Raw genomic sequence first — 17,507 nt, 5'->3', positions numbered from 1 at the left:
GCGCCCCGGGCCGTCGGGCGTTCAGTTGTTCCAGGTCTCGTCGTAAGGATCGTGCGGCACCGGCACCGGCCGGACCGAACCGACCCTCAGATACGGAATGGGCCCGCCGTTGACGGGATCGCGCTCCAGCCGGGAGGCATACGTACCCGTCACCTCCAGCCAGGCGTCCGGCCGCAGCACGGGCGGCAGCTGGCCGGTCAGCCCGATCTTGACCGGCTGCGCGTCCGCCGCACAGCAGTTGAGGGCCATCCGCACCAGATACGGCTGCCCCGAACCGTCCAGCGCGAGGAACCCGGTGACCCGGACCGTCCGTCCGCCCAGGGAACGGCCGTTGCCGTAGGCCGCGCGGGAGGCGTAGTCGACCACGGACAGCTGCGCGGGCCCGCTGCTGCCGGGCAACGGCCCGAGGCCGTACGGCTTCTGCAGCGCGGTCCCCGAGCGCAGCGCGCTGTACGAGCCGAGGGCGGGCGGCGCGACGAGGATGAGCGCGAGGAGAGGCAGCAACAGGAGCCAGGAGACGCGGGGTTCGGGGTGGGCATGACCCCCGTGGGCATCACCCTCGCCGGCAACACCCTCGTGGGCATCACTCTCATGAGCATGGCCTTCGTGGACATGGCCTTCGTGCGTCTGCTGCCGCGTTCGATGCCGCCTGCGCTCGTACCAGACGGTCGCCAGCGCCCCCACGCTCAGCACCGCGCCCGACGCCAGCAGCAGCGGCTGCAGCCCCGCCTTGACGTACCGCAGGTACAGACCGGTGCTGCCCGCGTGCAGCAGGGCGGCGCCGAGCAGGAACATGACGGCGGCCTGGGAGTGACGGTTCACAGCAGCACCGTCCCGGTCACCACGGCGCCCGTGACGGCCATCGCGAAGGTGGCGGGGGCGAAGCGCAGGGCGAAGCCGCGGCCGAAGGTGCCGGCCTGCATCGCGAACAGCTTGAGGTCGATCATCGGGCCCACCACCAGGAACACCAGCTTGGCCGTCAGGGAGAACTGGGTCAGGGAGGCCGCGACGAACGCGTCCGCCTCCGAGCAGATGGACAGCAGCACGGCGAGGACGGCGAGGGCGAGGATCGCGACCAGCGGGTTGGCGGCGGCCGTGCGCAGCCACTCCGCGGGGGCCACCGCCTTCAGGGTCGCGGCGGCCATCGCGCCGAGCACCAGGAACCCGCCCGCGTGCACGGTGTCGTGCCGTACCGAGTTCCAGAACGCCTCCCCCCTGGTCGCGCCCTCGTGCGCGCCGTGGGCCGGCGGGCGCAGCCAGTCGGTGCGGCCCAGTCGCTGCCACAGCCAGCCCATCGCGCACGCCACCAGCAGGCTCGCGGCGAACCGGCCGAGAACCATCTCCGGGTTGCGGGGAAAGGCCACGGCGGTGGCGGTCAGCACGATCGGGTTGATCGCAGGGGCGGAGAGCAGGAAGGCGAGGGCCGCGGCCGGGGTGACGCCCCGGCGCACCAGCGCGCCCGCCACCGGCACCGACGCGCACTCGCAGCCCGGCAGGATCGCGCCCGCGACCCCGGCCACCGGGACGGCGAGGGCGGGGCGGCTCGGCAGGGCGCGCGCGAAGAAGGCCGGCGGGACGAACACCGCGAGCGCCGCCGAGAGCAGCACACCGAGCACCAGGAAGGGCAGCGCCTGCATGGTCACCGCGACGAACACCGTCATCCAGCTCTGCATCAGCGGGGTGCCGAGGAGTCCGCGGATCGGGGACTGGGCGAGCACGGCGAGGAGCAGCGTCAGGACCAGCACCAGCGGAGAGCTGAGCCGGCGGCCCTCCTGATCCGACGAGGCGTCAGCGGGGCTTGTCTCCGCACCGGGTGGGGCGTCTTCGGTGATGGCCACGGGCGGTTACCTCCGGCTGGTGTGCTCCCTCCCCCTGGGTACGCGCATGTTTGCGCAGGTGTTCACACCGTTGCTGGAACCACTCTTCTTCTTGGGGCACTCTTTTCCCTCGTGGTGAGCGTTCCGTATCAAGGAGGGCCGAGGGCCCCACGTGCGCACATGGTGGTGTGCGGGGACGACGGGCTCGCGCACCGGCTGGCCGCCGAGTTGCGCGGGGTCTACGGCGAGCAGGTCACCCTGGTCGTACCGCCGAACGAGCGCACCGCCCGCCCGCCGGTGGTCGGCCGGGCCCGGGCGGCGTCGGCGGCGCTGTTCGACCGCGTGGTGAGCGCGACGGTGGGCCGGGCGGGTGCCGTCGCCGGGGCCACGACACCGCCCGCCGCGAGCGCCTCCGGCGGCGCGGACGGGCAGGACGGGCCCCGGGTGCTGGAGGCCGTCGGCCTCGACGAGGCCGTGCTCGCCGAGGCCGGGGTGGAGCGGGCCGCCGCGCTCGCCCTCGTCTTCGACGACGACGAGACCAACATCCGCGCCGCCCTGACCGCCCGCCGTCTCAACCCGCGCCTGCGCCTCGTCCTCAGGCTCTACAACCGCCGGTTGGGCCAGCACATCGAGGAACTCCTCGACCAGGCGGCCGCGTTGGCCACGGGCGACGGCGAGGGCCCCGCGGACGCCTCCACGACCGTGCTGTCCGACGCCGACACCGCCGCGCCCGCGCTCGCCGCGACCGCTGTCACGGGCACCAGCAAGGTCGTCCAGACCGAGGGCCTGCTGCTGCGGGCCGTGGAACGCCCGCTGTCCGCGGACGGGCGGCCCGCCGGCTCCGGGCTGTACACGCTGGCCCTGCTGTCGGCGGGCGACCGGGCCGGCGGGGAGGGCCCGGACGGCAACGGGGAGCAGGAGACGCGGCTGCTGCCCGACGACGAGGAGGTCGCCCGGGCCGGCGGGCGCACGGCGCTGGTGCTGGAGCAGGCGTCGGCGGCGGGCGGCCCGGCAGCGACCGCGACCGGCCGCCGGACGGGCGGACGTGGGGCGAACGGCCGCGGGGTGGGCGGCGTGCCGCCGCTCGCCTCGCTGTTCTCGCGCCGGCTGCGGTGGTCGCTGGCAGGCATGGTGGCCTGCGTCGTCGCGCTCGCCGTCGCGCTGTGGCTGGTGAGCGGGATCCAGCCGCTGCGCGCCTTCTACTACACCCTGCTCGACCTGTTCGCGATCGACGACCCCGCCAAGGAGGCACCCCTCGGCCGGCAGATCCTGCAACTCCTGTCCGCGCTCGTCGGGTTGCTGCTGCTGCCGGTACTCCTGGCGGCCGTACTCGAGGCGCTCGGCACCTTCCGCACCGCCTCCGCGCTGCGCAAGCCGCCGCGCGGCCTCGGCGGGCATGTGGTGCTGCTCGGTCTGGGCAAGATCGGCACCCGGGTACTGACCCGGCTGCGCGAACTGAACGTCCCCGTCGTGTGCGTGGAGTCCGACCCGGAGGCACGCGGACTCGCGACCGCGCGCCGGCTGCGGGTGCCGGTGGTGCTCGGCGACGTCACCCAGGAAGGCGTCCTGGAGGCCGCCAAGATCCACCGGGCGTACGCCCTCCTGGCCGTGACCAGCGCCGACACCACCAACCTGGAGGCCGTGCTGTACGCGCGGACCGTACGGCCCGATCTGCGGGTGGTGCTGCGGCTGTACGACGACGACTTCGCCACCGCCGTGTACCGCACCCTGCGGGCCGCCTATCCGCACGCGCTGACCCGGAGCCGGAGCGTCACGCACCTGGCCGCGCCCGCGTTCGCCGGGGCGATGCTCGGGCGGCAGGTGGTGGGCGCGATCCCCGTGGGCCGCAAGGTCCTGCTCTTCGCCTCCGTGGACGTGGCCGGCCATCCCCAGCTGGAGGGCCGCACCGTCCGCGAGGCCTTCCGGGCCGGCTCCTGGCGGGCCCTGGCCCTGGAGGGCCGCACCGACACGGCCCCGGACCATGTGCTGGAGAAAGGGGACCGTGTCGTCGTCGCCGCCACGCGCAGAGGCCTCGCGGAACTGCGCTGACCTGCGAGGGGGCTACGCCTTGGGCAGGTGCCGCGCCGCGAAGTCCATCTCCAGGCGGACCTGCTTGATGCGTTCGTCCACCACCAGGGAGCCGTGTCCGGCGTCGTAGCGGTAGACCTCGTGGGACGCGCCGCGGGCCTCCAGGCGCTTGACGTAGTTGTCGATCTGACGGATCGGACAGCGCGGGTCGTTGAGGCCCGCCGAGATGTAGACCGGCGCCTTGACCTGGTCGACGTAGGTCAGCGGGGAGGACGCCTCGAAGCGCTCGGGGACCTCCTCCGGGGTGCCGCCCAGCAGGGTGCGGTCCATGGCCTTCAGGGCTTCCATCTCGTCGTGGTACGCGGTGACGTAGTCCGCGACGGGCACGACCGCGATGCCCACCGTCCACGCGTCGGGCTGGGTGCCGATGCCGAGCAGGGTGAGATAGCCGCCCCAGGAACCACCGGTGAGCACCAGGCGGTCCGGGTCGGCGAGGCCGGACGACACCGCCCAGTCACGGACCGCCGCCACGTCCTCCAGCTCGATCAGGCCCACCCGGTGCTTGAGGGCGTCCGTCCAGGCCCGGCCGTACCCCGTCGAGCCGCGGTAGTTGATGCGGATCACCGCGTACCCCTGGTCGACCCAGGCGGCCGGGCCCGCGGCGAAGGAGTCGCTGTCGTGCCAGGTCGGCCCGCCGTGCAGGTCGAACACCGTCGGCAGGGGGCCGCTCGCGCCCGCCGGCTTCTGGATCAGGGCGTGGATCCGGCCGCCGGGCCCCGCCACCCAGGCGTCCTCCACCGCCACCGACGGCGGGCACGTCAGACCGGGCGGGTCCAGGACCACCCCGCCGGACGTGGAGCGCACGGCCGACGGCTGCTCGGCCGAGGACCACAGGTACTCCACGCTGCCGTCGGGGCGGGCCGTGGCGCCGGAGACCGTGCCGGGCGGGGTCGGGATGCGGGTCAGCTCGCGGCTCGCCAGGTCGAGGCGGAACAGCTCGCTGCGGGCCTCGAAGCCGTGCGCGACGAGGAGGGCCGAGCCGTCCGGATACCACTCGGCGCTGACGTCACCCGGCAGGTCCAGGGCGAGGTCGGTCTCCTCGCCCGAGGCCACGTCCCACACCAGGGGCTCCCAGCGGCCCCGGCGCTGGTGCCCGATGAGCAGGCGGGTGTCGCCGTCCACGGGGGCGAAGCCGAGCACCTCCAGGCCCAGCTCCTCGGTTCCGTTCTTGGTGTCGTCCAGCTCAGCGACCGTCGTGCCGTCCGGGCGCAGCACACGCAGTGCCGCATGCATGGCGTCGCCGTGCTCGGTGTGCTCGACGGCGATCAGCGAGCCGTCGTGCGAGAGGTCGCCGACGCCCGCCGACTCGCGGTGCCGGTAGATCTCGACCGGGTCCTCTCCCTGCCGGGCGAGGTGGATCGTCGTACCGTCCTCGTCCGTGGAGCGGCCGACGACCGCCGTGCGTCCGTCGCGGGCCAGGGCCAGCCCGGCCGGGTAGGAGGGCTCGAGGCCGGGGACCGCCGGCTCGGCCTGCCCGCCCGTGAAGGGCTGGCGGCGCCAGATGCCGAACTCGTCGCCGTCCTTGTCGTCGAACCACCAGATGAAGGCGCCGTCCGGTGAGAGCACGCCGTCCGTCGTGCCGTTCGGCCGGTCCGTCGCCTGGCGCTGCTCGCCCGTCGCACGGTCCCAGGCATACAGCTCGTACGTCCCCGTCGCGTTCGACACGAACAGGGAGCGGTCCGGTGCGTCCTCGGCCCAGTCGGGCAGCGACACCCGCGGCGCCCTGAACCGCTTCTCCCAGTCCGGCATGTCCTGCGTACTGCTCTCACTCATCGCCCCAGTCATGCGCCCATACTGCCTGGCCGCGCCGACAATTGGGTGGCGGGTGCGCGCAGCCTGTGGATAACTTTCGGATCATGACCACAGAAGACCCGTCGGCGTCCGTCCCGTCGAACTGGCGCGAGGACAATCGCGCCATGTGGGACGAAAGAGTTCCCGTCCATGTCGCGGGCGACTTCTACGACCTCGACGCCTTCCGCACCCGCCCGGACGTCCTGCGGGACTTCGAGACGGCCGAGGTCGGCGACGTCACCGGGAGGACCCTGCTGCACCTGCAGTGCCACATCGGCACCGACACCCTCTCCTGGGCCCACCGCGGCGCCGCCCGCGTCGTCGGCCTGGACTTCTCCGCCCCGGCCGTGGAGGCCGCCCGCGCGCTCGCGGCCGGCCTCGGCCACGGCCCCGAGCGCGCCGCCTTCGTCACGGGCGACGTGTACGACGCGGCGCAGTCGGTGCCCGAGGCGTCGTACGACATCGTCTACACCGGGCTCGGCGCGCTGTGCTGGCTGCCCGACATCCGCCGCTGGGCCGAGACGGCCGCCTCCCTGGTCGCCCCCGGCGGCTTCCTCTACCTCGCCGAGTTCCACCCGGTCACCGAGTCCCTGGACGACGCGACCGGCACCCGGATCGTGCGCGACTACTTCGCCCGCGACGCCCAGGTGTGGGACGAGCCCGGCACCTATGCCGACCCGGACGCCGAGACGGTCCACAACCGCAGCGTCCAGTGGCAGCACACGCTCGGCGACGTCGTCTCCGCGCTCGCCGCGACCGGACTGCACATCGAGTTCCTGCACGAGCACGACGTGTCGGTCTTCCCCCGTTTCGAGAACTTCGAGGTCCGGGGCGGCTACCACCGCTTCCCGGACGGCCATCCGCGCATCCCGCTGATCTACTCGCTGAAGGCCACCAAGGGCTGAGGGACAGGCCGAGGGCCGACCCGCGGACGGGTGCCCGGCGGTGGCGCCGTACCGTGGTGGGCGTGTACCGCTTTCTGCTGACACCCCGCTGGTGGGGCATCAACGTCTTCGTGCTGCTCGCCATCCCGTTCTGCATCTTCATGGGGTCGTGGCAGCTGAGCCGGTTCGAGGCGCGGGTGCACGACAGCCATGCCGCGACCAAGCAGGCCGCCTCCGACCAGCGGGAGACCGCCAGGCCGCTGGACTCGATGCTGCCCGTCGACACGGCCACCTCGGGACGCCGGGTCACCGCGCGCGGCCACTACGGCACGCAGCTGCTGGTACCCGGCCGGCAGCTGGGCGACAAGCAGGGCTTCTACGTCCTGACACTGCTGCGCACCGACTCCGGCAAGGCGCTGCCCGTGGTGCGGGGCTGGCTGCCGGGCACGGCACAGGCGGCGAAGGCCCCGGCCCCGCCCACCGGAGAGGTCACGGTCACCGGCGCACTCCAGGCGTCCGAGACGCCCGGGGACAACGGGGTCAGCGCGGCCGGCGGGCTCCCCGCCGGGCAGACGGCGGCGATCAGCTCGGCGTCGCTGGTGAACCTGGTGCCGTACAAGCTGTACGACGCCTGGATCACGCTCGACAGGGCCGACTCCGGGATGACGGCCGTCCCCGCGAGCGCCCCGGCGGGCACCGGGCTGGACCTGAAGGCCTTCCAGAACCTCGGCTACACCGGCGAGTGGTTCGTCTTCGCCGGCTTCGTGGTCTTCATGTGGTTCCGCCTGCTCAGGCGCGAGGCCGAGGCGGTACGGGACGCCGAGCTGGGCCTGGCGCCCAAGGAGCAGGAGGAGCCGCAGGACACGGCGCCGGTGAGCGCCCCGTAGCCGGGCAGGTCTACGACCCCGCCAGCACCCCGGTGTAGTAGACGGTCCCGGCGCACTCCGCCGGCACCGTCGCCGAGGCCGAGGGGGAGCCGCCCTGTGCCGTGTGCGTGACCACGACGCTGCCGTCCGCCGTGCCCTCCTCGGTGACCGGCTGGGGGGTCGCGCCCGATGCCGTGCCCCCCGTGGTGGCCGAGCCGCCGGTGGCACCCGCGTCCTGACTGGGCGTCGGGTCCGGCGTGGCGCCGCCGGTGGTGGTACCGCCGCTGGTGGTGCCACCGGTGGTGGGGCAGGTCTGCGAGGGCACGAAGGCGAACTTCTCCTCGTAGGCGGCGCCGGGCTGCAGCACCAGCCCCGAGACCTCCAGCGAGGGATCGGGCAGTCCGGTCGCCGGGTCCCCGGCCGTGTGCCGGACGGCGCCGATCTTGGCCTGCTGGGCCGCGCCCCGGGCGACGGGTGTGACCGTGCCCGCGCCGGTGACGCCGCAGGCGGCGACGGAGGTGTTGGTGACCTTGAAGGTGCCGTAGACGATGCCCGCGGAGTCGGGGGCGTCGGTGTTGCCGGTGGCCGAGCCGAGCTGGACGGCCGTGCACGGCGGGGCCTCGCCGGCGACCAGGGTCGCGGTCGGGTTGGCGCCGCCCGCGGAGTCCGTGCCGCCGCCCCCGCTCCGGCCCTTCTCGCCGGGCCTGCCGGGCTGCCTGCCCGGCTTGGCGCTCACGGCGCCGGGGTCCTTCCTGCCGCCCGTGTCGCCGTTCTTGTCCTTGTCCTGCCCTGCGCCGCCCTGGGCCTGGGAGGACTGGCCGGCCATGGCGGTGTTGGGGTCGGAGCCGCCGGAGTCCGACACCTGCACGAGGGCGGGGATCGCGGTGCCGAAGAACAGCGCCGCGGCCGCCACCCCGACGACGGCCTGGCGCTTGCGGGCCCGCCGGGCGGGCACCGCCCGGCGCAGGTGCTCCAGCGTGCCGTCGCGCGGCTCGAGGTCGTCGACGGCGGAGTGCAGCAGACGCCGCAGGGCCGGCTCGTCCTGGCCGGAGCCGCCGAAGTACTGGCCGGGGCCGTCGAGGTACTGGCCGGAGCCGTCGAAGTCCGGGCCGAGCCCCTCGGGGTCCTTCTCGTCGGGGCCGTGGTTCACAGTTCCGTTCCCAGCGTGCGATTGCGTGTGCTCTTGCTCATGCCGCTTCGTCGGTTCGCGCCAGGCGAAGGGCTCGTGCCGTTCGTGGGAGTGACGTGCATCGGAATCGCCCCCTGCCTCTCGCTCGGTCATGCTGTCTCTCGGTCGCTCATGCCGGTGCCTCCATGGCCACCCGCAGCGCGGCGATGCCGCGCGAGCCGTACGCCTTCACCGAACCCAGCGAGAGCCCGAGGGTCTCGGCGACCTGGGCCTCGGTCATGTCCGCGAAGTAGCGCAGCACAAGGACCTCGCGCTGGCGGCGCTGCAGCCCCTTCATCGCCTTGATCAGATCCCGGCGCTCCAGCTGGTCGTAGGCGCCCTCCTCCGCACTGGCCATGTCGGGCATCGGCTTGGAGAGCAGCTTCAGGCCGAGGATGCGCCGGCGCAGCGTGGACCGGGAGAGGTTGACGACCGTCTGGCGGAGGTAGGCGAGGGTCTTCTCGGGGTCGCGGACGCGTTTGCGGGCGGAGTGCACGCGGATGAAGGCCTCCTGGACGACGTCCTCGCAGGAGGCGGTGTCGTCGAGGAGCAGCGCGGCGAGACCCAGCAGCGAGCGGTAGTGCGCGCGGTAGGTCTCGGTGAGGTGATCGACGGTGGTCCCGACGGTCGCGGACGCGGCGGCCCCCGCACTCTCGTCGGATCCGTCTCGCTGACCGGGTATGCGGGCGGGCCGCGCGGCGGGCATGGGCGCGATCACCGGCATGCCGCCGGGCGGGCGGGGCCGGAGCACCGCACGGGGCGGCCGGAGAGCCGCGGTGCCGCGGGCCGCGCTGAGTTCGAGTACCTCTGCCACGCCTGTTGGACACGTCCGACCCCGCCAGGGTTGTACGTGCCGGGCGTCACATGTGCGACAACCGACGGTGCCTCAAGTGCCGTCATGCGTCCCGCTCTTCCCTTATGTCCCATGCGCCCGAAGCGTCCCCACGCCTCGGGCACGACGTCCCCACGCCAGGATCGTTCGCCCCCAGGCCCCGCAAGGGTGACCGCAAAGACGCTCCCCGCCCTGCAAGCGGTTGCGCGGGGCGGGGAGAAGATTCCTCTGGTGATCCTCTGCTGCCGTACGGCTTGGTTCAAGCGGTCCGGACCATGCTCCTGAACACACTTCTTACGCAGACCCTACAAATGGCACCAAAGGTAAGGGAAACTCAGCAGAACTCGGCAGCGACCAGCTCCGCGATCTGTGCGGTGTTCAGCGCGGCACCCTTGCGCAGGTTGTCGCCGCACACGAACAGCTCGAGCGCGGTCGGGTCGTCCAGGGCCCGCCGTACCCGGCCCACCCAGGTCGGATCGGTCCCCACGACATCCGCCGGAGTCGGGAACTCACCGGCGGCCGGGTCGTCGTACAGCACCACGCCGGGCGCGGTCGCGAGGATCTCCCTGGCCCCGTCCACGGTGACCTCCCCCTGGAAGCGGGCGTGGACGGTCAGCGAGTGCGTGGTGACCACGGGCACCCGGACACAGGTCACGGCGACCGGCAGCCGAGGCAGCCCGAGGATCTTGCGGGACTCGTCGCGGACCTTCATCTCCTCCGACGACCAGCCGTCCTCGCGCAGCGACCCGGCCCAGGGGACGACGTTCAGCGCGACCGGCTCCGGGAAGGGCCCGGTGTCGTCCCCGACGGCCCGCCGTACGTCCCCGGGCTTGGTACCCAGCTCGGTGCCGGCCACCAGGGACAGCTGGGCGCGCAGCGCCTCCACACCGGCCCGGCCGGCCCCGCTCACCGCCTGGTACGACGACACCACCAGCTCGCGCAGCCCGAACTCGGCGTGCAGCGCGCCCAGGGCGACGATCATCGTCAGGGTCGTGCAGTTGGGGTTGGCGACGATCCCGCGCGGGCGGACCCGTGCGGCGTGCGGGTTGACCTCGGGCACCACGAGCGGCACCTCGGGGTCCAGCCGGAAGGCGGCCGAGTTGTCGACGACGACCGCACCGCGTGCGGCGGCGATCGGCGCCCACTGCGCGGCGACCTCGTCGGGCACGTCGAACAGGGCGATGTCGACCCCGTCGAAGGCGTCCTCCGTCAGGGCCACCACCTCGACCTCCTCGCCGCGCACGGCCAGCTTGCGGCCGGCCGAGCGCGGGGACGCGACCAGGCGGATCTCACCCCAGACGTCCGCGCGCTGGGACAGGATCTGGAGCATGACCGCGCCGACGGCTCCGGTCGCTCCCACGACCGCGAGCGTCGGCCTGCCGGTCATCGTCGTACGCCTCCGTGCAGGGCGCCCCGGTACGAGGCGGTCATCGGCCCGTGCCGCCGTAGACGACGGCCTCGTCGGTGTCGGAGTCGAGCCCGAAGGCGGTGTGCACGGCGCGGACGGCCTCGGGCACGTCGTCCTTGCGGGTGACGACCGAGATACGGATCTCGGAGGTCGAGATCAGCTCGATGTTCACGCCCGCGTCGCTCAGCGCCTCGAAGAACGAGGCCGTGACCCCCGGGTTGGTCTTCATACCCGCGCCGACCAGCGAGATCTTCCCGATCTGGTCGTCGTAGCGCAGCGAGTCGAAGCCGATGCCGGGACGGTTCTTCTCCAGCGCGTCGATGGCCTTGCGGCCCTCGGTCTTGGGCAGCGTGAAGGAGATGTCCGTCAGGCCGGTGGAGGCGGCGGACACGTTCTGCACGACCATGTCGATGTTGATCTGGGCATCGGCGATGGTCCGGAAGATCGCGGCGGCCTCACCCGGCTTGTCCGGTACGCCGACGACCGTGATCTTGGCCTCGGAGGTGTCGTGCGCGACACCGGAGATGATGGCCTGCTCCACCTTCTGGTCCCCAATCGGCTCACTGCTGACCCACGTGCCCTGCAGTCCGCTGAAGCTGGACCGGACGTGGATCGGGATGTTGTAGCGGCGGGCGTACTCCACACAGCGGTGGAGCAGCACCTTGGAACCGGAGGCCGCCAGCTCCAGCATGTCCTCGAAGGAGATCCAGTCGATCTTCTTCGCCTTCTTCACCGCACGCGGGTCGGCGGTGAACACACCGTCCACGTCGGTGTAGATCTCGCAGACCTCGGCGTCGAGCGCGGCGGCGAGCGCCACGGCCGTGGTGTCGGAACCACCGCGGCCGAGGGTGGTGATGTCCTTCTTGTCGGCACTGACGCCCTGGAAACCGGCGACGATCGCGATGTTGCCCTTGTCCAGCGAATCCCGGATCCGGCCCGGCGTGACGTCGATGATCCGGGCTTTGTTGTGGACCGAGTCGGTGATGACGCCTGCCTGGCTGCCGGTGAAGGACTGGGCCTCGTGGCCCAGGTTTTTGATCGCCATCGCCAGCAGGGCCATGGAGATCCGCTCTCCGGCGGTCAGCAGCATGTCGAATTCGCGCCCGGCAGGCATCGGAGAAACCTGCTCGGCGAGATCGATCAGCTCGTCCGTCGTGTCGCCCATCGCGGAAACGACGACGACAACCTGGTTGCCGTTCTTCTTCGCTTCCACGATCCGCTTGGCGACGCGCTTGATGCCTTCGGCATCGGCTACGGAGGAGCCTCCGTACTTCTGCACGACAAGGCCCACGTGCGCTCCTCGCTCGGTTCGTTTGTGTCGGCTCAGTCTAACGAGCGCCCGAATTCCACCACCCTGCTCCCGCATGGTGAGACATGGGACGTCGGGCGTCCGCGTCCCGCACCTGCCCAGCCAACGCCGGACCACGCGGGAAAGTGCCCCGCGTCACAGCCGTGACGGATTAGGTTTCCAACCACGGGGGTGAGCATGACGGAGATTCTGCTCGCGGCGGTCGTCCTGCTCGGCGGATGCGTGCAGTGGCTGACCGGGATGGGCTTCGCGCTGGTCGCCGTACCGGGCCTGGTGCTGCTGCTCGGCCCCGCCCAGGGGGTCGTCCTCGCGAACTGCGCCGCCGGCGCGATCAGCGTCGTCGGCCTGGCGGGCGGCTGGCGCCGGGTCCGCCCGGCGGCGATGGTCCCGCTGTGCCTGGCGGCGGCCTGCACGGTCCCGGCGGGCGCCTGGACCACCCGTCAACTCCCGCGCCCGGTACTGCTGTCGACCATGGGCGCACTGGTGACGGCGGCCGTCCTCCTCGTGCTGCGCGGCGCCCGGGTCCCGGCCCTGAGGGGCGGCCGGGGCGCGATGACGGCCGGCGCACTGGGCGGCTTCATGAACGCGGCGGCGGGAGTGGGCGGCCCACCGATGTCCCTGTACGCCCTCAACGCGGGCTGGACGGTACGGGAGTTCGTGCCCAACGCCCAGTTCTGCGGCGTCGCCGTGAACGCCTTCTCCGTCGCCGCGAACGGCGCGCCCCACCTGACGGCACCGCAGTGGCTCACCACGGCGGCGGCGATGACGGCAGGCGCCCTGGCGGGCAGCAGGATCTCCACCCGGATCCCCGAACGCGGGGCCCGCCACCTGGTCCTCCTGCTGGCCCTGGCGGGCGGCGCCACCACGATGGCGAAGGGCCTGTGGGGAGTCGTGAACGGCCACTGAGGCCACCGGGACTCCCCAAGTGCCGCTGTGCGCCGGGGGATCGGGATCGGGAGATCCGGAGTCGTTACTTGCCCGGCCCCATCCCCAGCGGTCCCCCGATCTCCTCCGCCATGACCCGCCCCGCCTCGAACTCCAGGGTCTCGTCGCCCATCGTGGCCTGGTCGGTGTCGAGACCCTCCAGTTCCTCCAGGGGCTGGTTGAGGCGGACGTGGATGAGGACCGACTGCAGGGCGCGCAGGACGGCGGAGGCCGTGGGGCCCCAGTTGGAGAAGTAGGAGAACTGCCACCACCACAGGGCCTCGGTGGTGCGGCCCGCGCGGTAGTGGGCCATGCCGTGGCGCAGGTCGATGATGACGTCGGCCAGGTCGTCGGAGATCCGGGCCGGGACGGGCGCCCTGCGCGGCTCGTAGGGGTCGAAGACCTCCGAGTACACGTCCACCGGGTCCAGGAGGCGGGCCAGGTTCTCGCGGAGTTCGTCGACGTCCGGCTCCAGGCCGAGGTCGGGCTCGTAGCGCTCGTCGGGGACGATGTCCTCGTGTGCGCCCAGGCGCCCGCCGGCCAGCAGGAGCTGGGATACCTCCAGGAGGAGGAAGGGCACGGTCGAGCCGGGCTCGTCGCCCCTCGCCACCTCCGTTACGGCCACCAGGAAGCTCTCGACCTGGTCCGCGATCTGGACCACGAAATCGTCCGGGTTCTGCGCGGTCGCGTGCAGTGTGGCGTCAGACATCTAGGAGTCGTCTCCCCTCGAAGGCGCGGCCGAGGGTCACCTCGTCCGCGTATTCCAGGTCGCCACCCACCGGGAGGCCGCTGGCCAGGCGGGTGACCTTCAGGCCCATGGGCTTGATCATCCGGGCGAGGTAGGTCGCGGTGGCCTCGCCCTCCAGATTCGGGTCCGTCGCCAGGATCAGTTCTGTGACCGTCCCGTCGGCCAACCGCGCGAGAAGTTCTCGTATACGCAGGTCGTCGGGACCCACGCCCTCGATCGGGCTGATCGCGCCGCCCAGGACGTGGTAACGGCCACGGAATTCGCGGGTGCGCTCGATCGCCACCACGTCCTTGGGCTCCTCCACCACGCAGATGACCGAGGAATCGCGGCGCGGGTCACGGCAGATGCCGCACAGCTCCTCCTGTGCCACGTTGCCGCAGGTCGCGCAGAAGCGGACCTTCGCCTTCACCTCCATCAGGGCCTGGGCGAGACGCTGCACGTCCGTCGGCTCCGCCTGCAGGATGTGGAAGGCGATCCGCTGCGCGCTCTTGGGACCGACGCCGGGCAGCCGCCCCAGCTCGTCGATGAGGTCCTGGACCACGCCTTCGTACACCGGACTGCCCTTCCTGGAGACCTTTCGGTACGTACCGTAGTTGGCCCGGCCTCAGAACGGCAGACCGGGGATGCCCGTGCCGCCGCCGAGGCCCTGGGCCAGCGGGCCGAGCTTCTGCTGCTGGAGCGCCTGCGCGTTCTCGTTGGCCGCGTGGACGGCCGCCACGATCAGGTCGGCGAGGGTCTCGGTGTCCTCCGGGTCCACCGCCTTCGGGTCGATCCTGAGCGCGCGCAGCTCACCGGAGCCGGTCACCGTGGCCTGCACCAGACCGCCGCCCGCCTGCCCGTCGACCTCCGTGTTCGCCAGTTCCTCCTGCGCCCGCTGCAGGTCCTGCTGCATCTTCTGGGCCTGCTGGAGCAACTGCTGCATGTTGGGCTGGCCACCACCGGGAAACACGATCAGCTCCTCTGTGTCCTTCTCGGTTTTCTCCGCTGAGCATGAGCCTACGTGGTCCACGCCCCCGTCGCCGCGCCACTCTTTCGAGTGAGAAGGTCAGCAGCCCTATACCTGATCAAGGCCCTCTTACGAGCGGAAAAGACAGGAAAAGCCCCTCTCCCCCACCCATTGGGCAGTAGGAAGGGTCCCGCGCGTCGGCAGGGCAATCGGCAGGAGATGTCACGCAACGTGATCGGTCGGGATCGGTCGGGATCAGTAGGGAGTGCCGGGTGGGTCAACCGGAGATGCAGCCCGAGGGTCCGCCTCAGGACGGGCGGGGCGAGGGTGCGGCCGGGCTGCGGCCGGGCGATCTGACCGGGCGGTCCTTTCCGCTCGGGGACTGGGGGGAACCCGCCGAACGACTGGACGAGCTGTACCGGTGGGTGGAGCGCGGAGCCCTGCAGACGGCGTCCTGGTACCTGCGCGACCGGGTGTGGAAGCGGCGTGGGGCGCGGGTGCTGCGGGCCGGTGCGGCGACGGGCGCGGCGGCCGGTGCGGCGCTGCCGCTGCTGGACCTGACCGGGGCGGCGCACGGGGTGGCGCCCTGGGGCTGTTTGGCGCTGCTGCTGGCGGTGGCCTGTATCGGCATGGACCGGTTCTTCGGCGTGACCTCCGGATGGATAAGGGACGTGGCCACGGCACAGGCGGTCGCGCGACGGCTGCAGGCGTTGCAGTTCGACTGGGCGTCCGAGAGCATCCGGGAGGTGCTGGGCCCGGCGGAGGGCACGGCGAGCGAGGCGGCCGAGCGGTGCCTGGGCGTGCTGCGGCGCTTCTCGGAGGACATCACGGAGCTGGTGCGTACCGAGACGACCGACTGGATGGTCGAGTTCCGCACCGGCTCGGCCCCCCTGGGCATCCAGACGGCGGTCGCGTCCGTGCCGCGGCAGGACAGCGGGGGTTCCGGGGGCCGCTTCCCGCTCCCCCCGGCGAACGGCACTCGCCCGAACATGCCCAGGCAGCGCCCGCCGGAGCCTCGATGACGCCCTGAACCGCCACCCCACGGGCGCCCCACGAGCACCCCGCGGCGGCTACGCACACAGCTTCATCCCCTCCGGGGTCCAGCACGGCACGTGCCCGTGCGTCCGGATGATGTCCTGGCCGGTCCCCCGGATCAGGTACGTCAGGAAGCTCGAGGCCAGCGAGTCCGCCGGCGGCTGCCCATAGGTGTAGGCGTACTCGATCTCGCGGTAGGGATACGTGTTGTGGCCGTGCTCGATGGCGTCCACCGACGGCGCGTTGCCGTCGAGGTCCAGTACGCGCAGCCCCTTCGCGTCCGTGGCCAGGTTCAGCTCGCTGTAGCCGATCGCGCCGGGCAGCTGCGCCACCTCGTTCAGCACCTGCTCGGTGGAGTCGAGTTCGCAGCGGGTCACCGGCGCCGTCGCGTCGTCCTTGTGGACACAGTCGACGGAGGAGTTCGCCATCTCGCCCCGGCCCAGCACATGCCGCTGGAAGACCTGCCGGGTACCGGAGTTGGCGTCCCGGCTGACCAGGCGCACGGGCAGCGAACGGCCGCCCAGCTGGCTCCAGTTGGCGATCCGCCCCTGGTACAGGCGTCGCACGTCGGCCGTCGACAGGTTCGTCAGGCCCACGTCCTTGTTCACGACGAGGGCGAAGACCGACAACGCGACACGGTTCTCGCGGAGTTCGGGCATGTCGTCCGGCTTGGGCCCGTCGGAGAGGGCCACGAGCGGCGGCGAGCCCTTCGTCCCGGCCTGCACCCCCTGTGCCGCCAACTCCCTCGTCCCTGCCGTGGATCCGTGCGCGTCCACGATCACGCTCGACCCCGTGCAGTCGTGCTCGTACTTCGTCGCCACCTCCTGCACCACCGGCGCGAACGCGGTCGACCCGGTAACGGTCAGCTCGCCCTTCGCGCAGCCGATCGGGGGCGGGGTGTCGTCGCGGGTCACGACGATGCTCGCCAGGGTCACCACGGACAGCGTGAGCATGATGGTGATGAGCCGGGAGGCGCGGCTGAACAGCGGCGGCTTGTCGTCGGGCGTGGCACTGCGGTTGGGATGGACCTCGCCCTCCCTGATCCCGCCGACGATCCGGATGTCCCGGCCGACGTCCCCGCCGGACAGCAGCACGAGCAGCTTGAAGTAGTCCCCCTTGTTCAGCGGGACGCGCGGGATGCGCAGAGCGTTGCCCTCGTAGCCGAAGCCGCGCTCGGCGGTGAAGTGGTCGAGCAGATGGTCGGTGTCGGTCGGCTGGGAGACGGAGACGCCGCGGACGGTCCGGTCCACGAACACCGCGGTCAGGCCGTGGCGTTCGGGGCTGGTGTAGTCGTCGCGGTCGATGCCGAGGGAGCCGTCGTTCTCGATACGGAGCAGGACCAGTGTCGCGTCGCTCATGTCCGGGGCCTCGTCGAAGAGGCCGAGGCGTCGGTTGACGCGGCCGGAGCGGACGTCGTCGCCTATGGGGTTGTCCATCTGCACGCGGTAGCCGATGCGCTTGCGGCGCGGCACCCGGCGCTCGTACATGACCATGCCCGCGGAGGCGGCGATGCCCAGCAGCGCCGTGCCGACCGCGACGATGTTCTCCGTGCTCAACCACGACATGTGGTGCCCCCGCCACTCCCCGGAGCCGGATCGTGCGGACACGGTACGCGGGCCGGCGAAGCACAGACGGGGGCGAACCGGACGTCGCCCCCGATATTCCCCGAACGTTCAACTACCCAACAGCAA

Annotated in this window: 16 protein-coding genes; 5 read left to right on the top strand and 11 right to left on the bottom strand. The window is 72.1% G+C overall.

What is annotated here, in order from left to right:
* Nucleotides 1–21: 21 nt before the first annotated feature.
* Together GQF42_RS24135 and GQF42_RS24130 are read right to left on the bottom strand one after the other, a co-directional pair.
* Complete coding sequence (locus tag GQF42_RS24135) at nt 22–822, bottom strand: TIGR03943 family putative permease subunit (protein WP_158923166.1); 801 nt, start codon at nt 820–822, stop codon at nt 22–24.
* On the bottom strand, nt 819–1,838 hold the full coding sequence (locus GQF42_RS24130; protein WP_158923164.1) for a permease: 1,020 nt from the start codon (nt 1,836–1,838) through the stop codon (nt 819–821). Before GQF42_RS24130 ends, GQF42_RS24135 begins: the two co-directional genes overlap by 4 nt.
* A gap of 159 nt (nt 1,839–1,997) precedes the next feature.
* Between GQF42_RS24130 and GQF42_RS24125 the strand changes: the two genes are divergently transcribed.
* Nucleotides 1,998–3,866: an NAD-binding protein gene (locus GQF42_RS24125; RefSeq protein ID WP_158923162.1), complete on the top strand. Its 1,869-nt coding sequence runs from the start codon at nt 1,998–2,000 to the stop codon at nt 3,864–3,866.
* A gap of 12 nt (nt 3,867–3,878) precedes the next feature.
* On the opposite strand, the gene GQF42_RS24120 is transcribed toward GQF42_RS24125, so the two are convergent.
* On the bottom strand, nt 3,879–5,678 hold the full coding sequence (locus tag GQF42_RS24120) for a S9 family peptidase (RefSeq protein WP_199272771.1): 1,800 nt from the start codon (nt 5,676–5,678) through the stop codon (nt 3,879–3,881).
* A gap of 83 nt (nt 5,679–5,761) precedes the next feature.
* On the opposite strand from GQF42_RS24120, the gene GQF42_RS24115 reads away from it, so the two are divergent.
* Nucleotides 5,762–6,601 carry a class I SAM-dependent methyltransferase gene (locus tag GQF42_RS24115; RefSeq protein ID WP_233273444.1) on the top strand — a complete coding sequence of 280 codons (840 nt, stop codon included), beginning with the start codon at nt 5,762–5,764 and terminating at the stop codon, nt 6,599–6,601.
* A gap of 62 nt (nt 6,602–6,663) precedes the next feature.
* The gene (locus GQF42_RS24110) at nt 6,664–7,467 is read left to right on the top strand and encodes an SURF1 family protein (RefSeq protein WP_199272770.1); all 804 of its coding nucleotides are present in this window, start codon (nt 6,664–6,666) and stop codon (nt 7,465–7,467) included.
* A 10-nt stretch (nt 7,468–7,477) separates the two neighbouring features.
* Here the strand turns inward: GQF42_RS24110 and GQF42_RS24105 are convergent, their stop codons facing one another.
* From GQF42_RS24105 to GQF42_RS24090, 4 genes are all read right to left on the bottom strand, one after another.
* Nucleotides 7,478–8,596 carry a hypothetical protein gene (locus GQF42_RS24105; RefSeq protein ID WP_233273443.1) on the bottom strand — a complete coding sequence of 373 codons (1,119 nt, stop codon included), beginning with the start codon at nt 8,594–8,596 and terminating at the stop codon, nt 7,478–7,480.
* Nucleotides 8,597–8,744: 148 nt separating this feature from the next.
* Complete coding sequence (locus tag GQF42_RS24100; RefSeq protein WP_158923154.1) at nt 8,745–9,428, bottom strand: SigE family RNA polymerase sigma factor; 684 nt, start codon at nt 9,426–9,428, stop codon at nt 8,745–8,747.
* 352 nt (nt 9,429–9,780) lie between these two features.
* Entirely contained in the window at nt 9,781–10,833 is a 1,053-nt protein-coding gene (locus GQF42_RS24095; RefSeq protein ID WP_158923152.1) for an aspartate-semialdehyde dehydrogenase, read from the bottom strand.
* A gap of 40 nt (nt 10,834–10,873) precedes the next feature.
* Nucleotides 10,874–12,145, bottom strand: coding sequence for an aspartate kinase (locus GQF42_RS24090; protein WP_158923150.1), 1,272 nt, complete (start codon nt 12,143–12,145; stop codon nt 10,874–10,876).
* 195 nt (nt 12,146–12,340) lie between these two features.
* Here GQF42_RS24090 and GQF42_RS24080 point away from each other — a divergent pair, with 195 nt between their 5' ends.
* Nucleotides 12,341–13,069: a sulfite exporter TauE/SafE family protein gene (locus GQF42_RS24080; protein ID WP_158923146.1), complete on the top strand. Its 729-nt coding sequence runs from the start codon at nt 12,341–12,343 to the stop codon at nt 13,067–13,069.
* 64 nt (nt 13,070–13,133) lie between these two features.
* On the opposite strand, the gene GQF42_RS24075 is transcribed toward GQF42_RS24080, so the two are convergent.
* The 3 genes from GQF42_RS24075 to GQF42_RS24065 are packed head-to-tail and all read right to left on the bottom strand — an operon-like array spanning nt 13,134 to nt 14,784.
* Nucleotides 13,134–13,796, bottom strand: a complete 663-nt coding sequence (locus GQF42_RS24075) for a DUF5063 domain-containing protein (RefSeq protein WP_158923144.1) — start codon at nt 13,794–13,796, stop codon at nt 13,134–13,136.
* Complete coding sequence (recR, locus tag GQF42_RS24070; protein WP_158923142.1) at nt 13,789–14,388, bottom strand: recombination mediator RecR; 600 nt, start codon at nt 14,386–14,388, stop codon at nt 13,789–13,791. The genes GQF42_RS24075 and recR overlap by 8 nt, the downstream gene beginning before the upstream one ends.
* Before the next feature lie 51 nt (nt 14,389–14,439).
* Nucleotides 14,440–14,784, bottom strand: a complete 345-nt coding sequence (locus tag GQF42_RS24065) for a YbaB/EbfC family nucleoid-associated protein (RefSeq protein ID WP_158923140.1) — start codon at nt 14,782–14,784, stop codon at nt 14,440–14,442.
* Between the two features lie 269 nt (nt 14,785–15,053).
* Between GQF42_RS24065 and GQF42_RS24060 the strand changes: the two genes are divergently transcribed.
* Entirely contained in the window at nt 15,054–15,803 is a 750-nt protein-coding gene (locus GQF42_RS24060; RefSeq protein ID WP_158923138.1) for an SLATT domain-containing protein, read from the top strand.
* 48 nt (nt 15,804–15,851) lie between these two features.
* Here the strand turns inward: GQF42_RS24060 and GQF42_RS24055 are convergent, their stop codons facing one another.
* Nucleotides 15,852–17,381, bottom strand: a complete 1,530-nt coding sequence (locus tag GQF42_RS24055) for a substrate-binding domain-containing protein (protein ID WP_158923136.1) — start codon at nt 17,379–17,381, stop codon at nt 15,852–15,854.
* Between the last annotated feature and the right edge of the window lie 126 nt (nt 17,382–17,507).

Source organism: Streptomyces broussonetiae, from assembly GCF_009796285.1.
Lineage (GTDB): Bacteria > Actinomycetota > Actinomycetes > Streptomycetales > Streptomycetaceae > Streptomyces > Streptomyces broussonetiae.
The sequence above is the reverse complement of the archived record's forward strand: the minus strand, read 5'-3'. Positions and strand labels throughout refer to the sequence as shown.

Bases quoted from the DNA above. Each gene is read 5' to 3' on its own strand.
- GQF42_RS24095 (WP_158923152.1), bottom strand. From the start codon at position 10,833: ATGACCGGCAGGCCGACGCTCGCGGTCGTGGGAGCGACCGGAGCCGTC.
- GQF42_RS24075 (WP_158923144.1), bottom strand. From the start codon at position 13,796: ATGTCTGACGCCACACTGCACGCGACCGCGCAGAACCCGGACGATTTC.
- GQF42_RS24080 (WP_158923146.1), top strand. From the start codon at position 12,341: ATGACGGAGATTCTGCTCGCGGCGGTCGTCCTGCTCGGCGGATGCGTG.
- GQF42_RS24055 (WP_158923136.1), bottom strand. From the start codon at position 17,381: ATGTCGTGGTTGAGCACGGAGAACATCGTCGCGGTCGGCACGGCGCTG.
- GQF42_RS24120 (WP_199272771.1), bottom strand. From the start codon at position 5,678: ATGAGTGAGAGCAGTACGCAGGACATGCCGGACTGGGAGAAGCGGTTC.
- GQF42_RS24115 (WP_233273444.1), top strand. From the start codon at position 5,762: ATGACCACAGAAGACCCGTCGGCGTCCGTCCCGTCGAACTGGCGCGAG.
- GQF42_RS24125 (WP_158923162.1), top strand. From the start codon at position 1,998: ATGGTGGTGTGCGGGGACGACGGGCTCGCGCACCGGCTGGCCGCCGAG.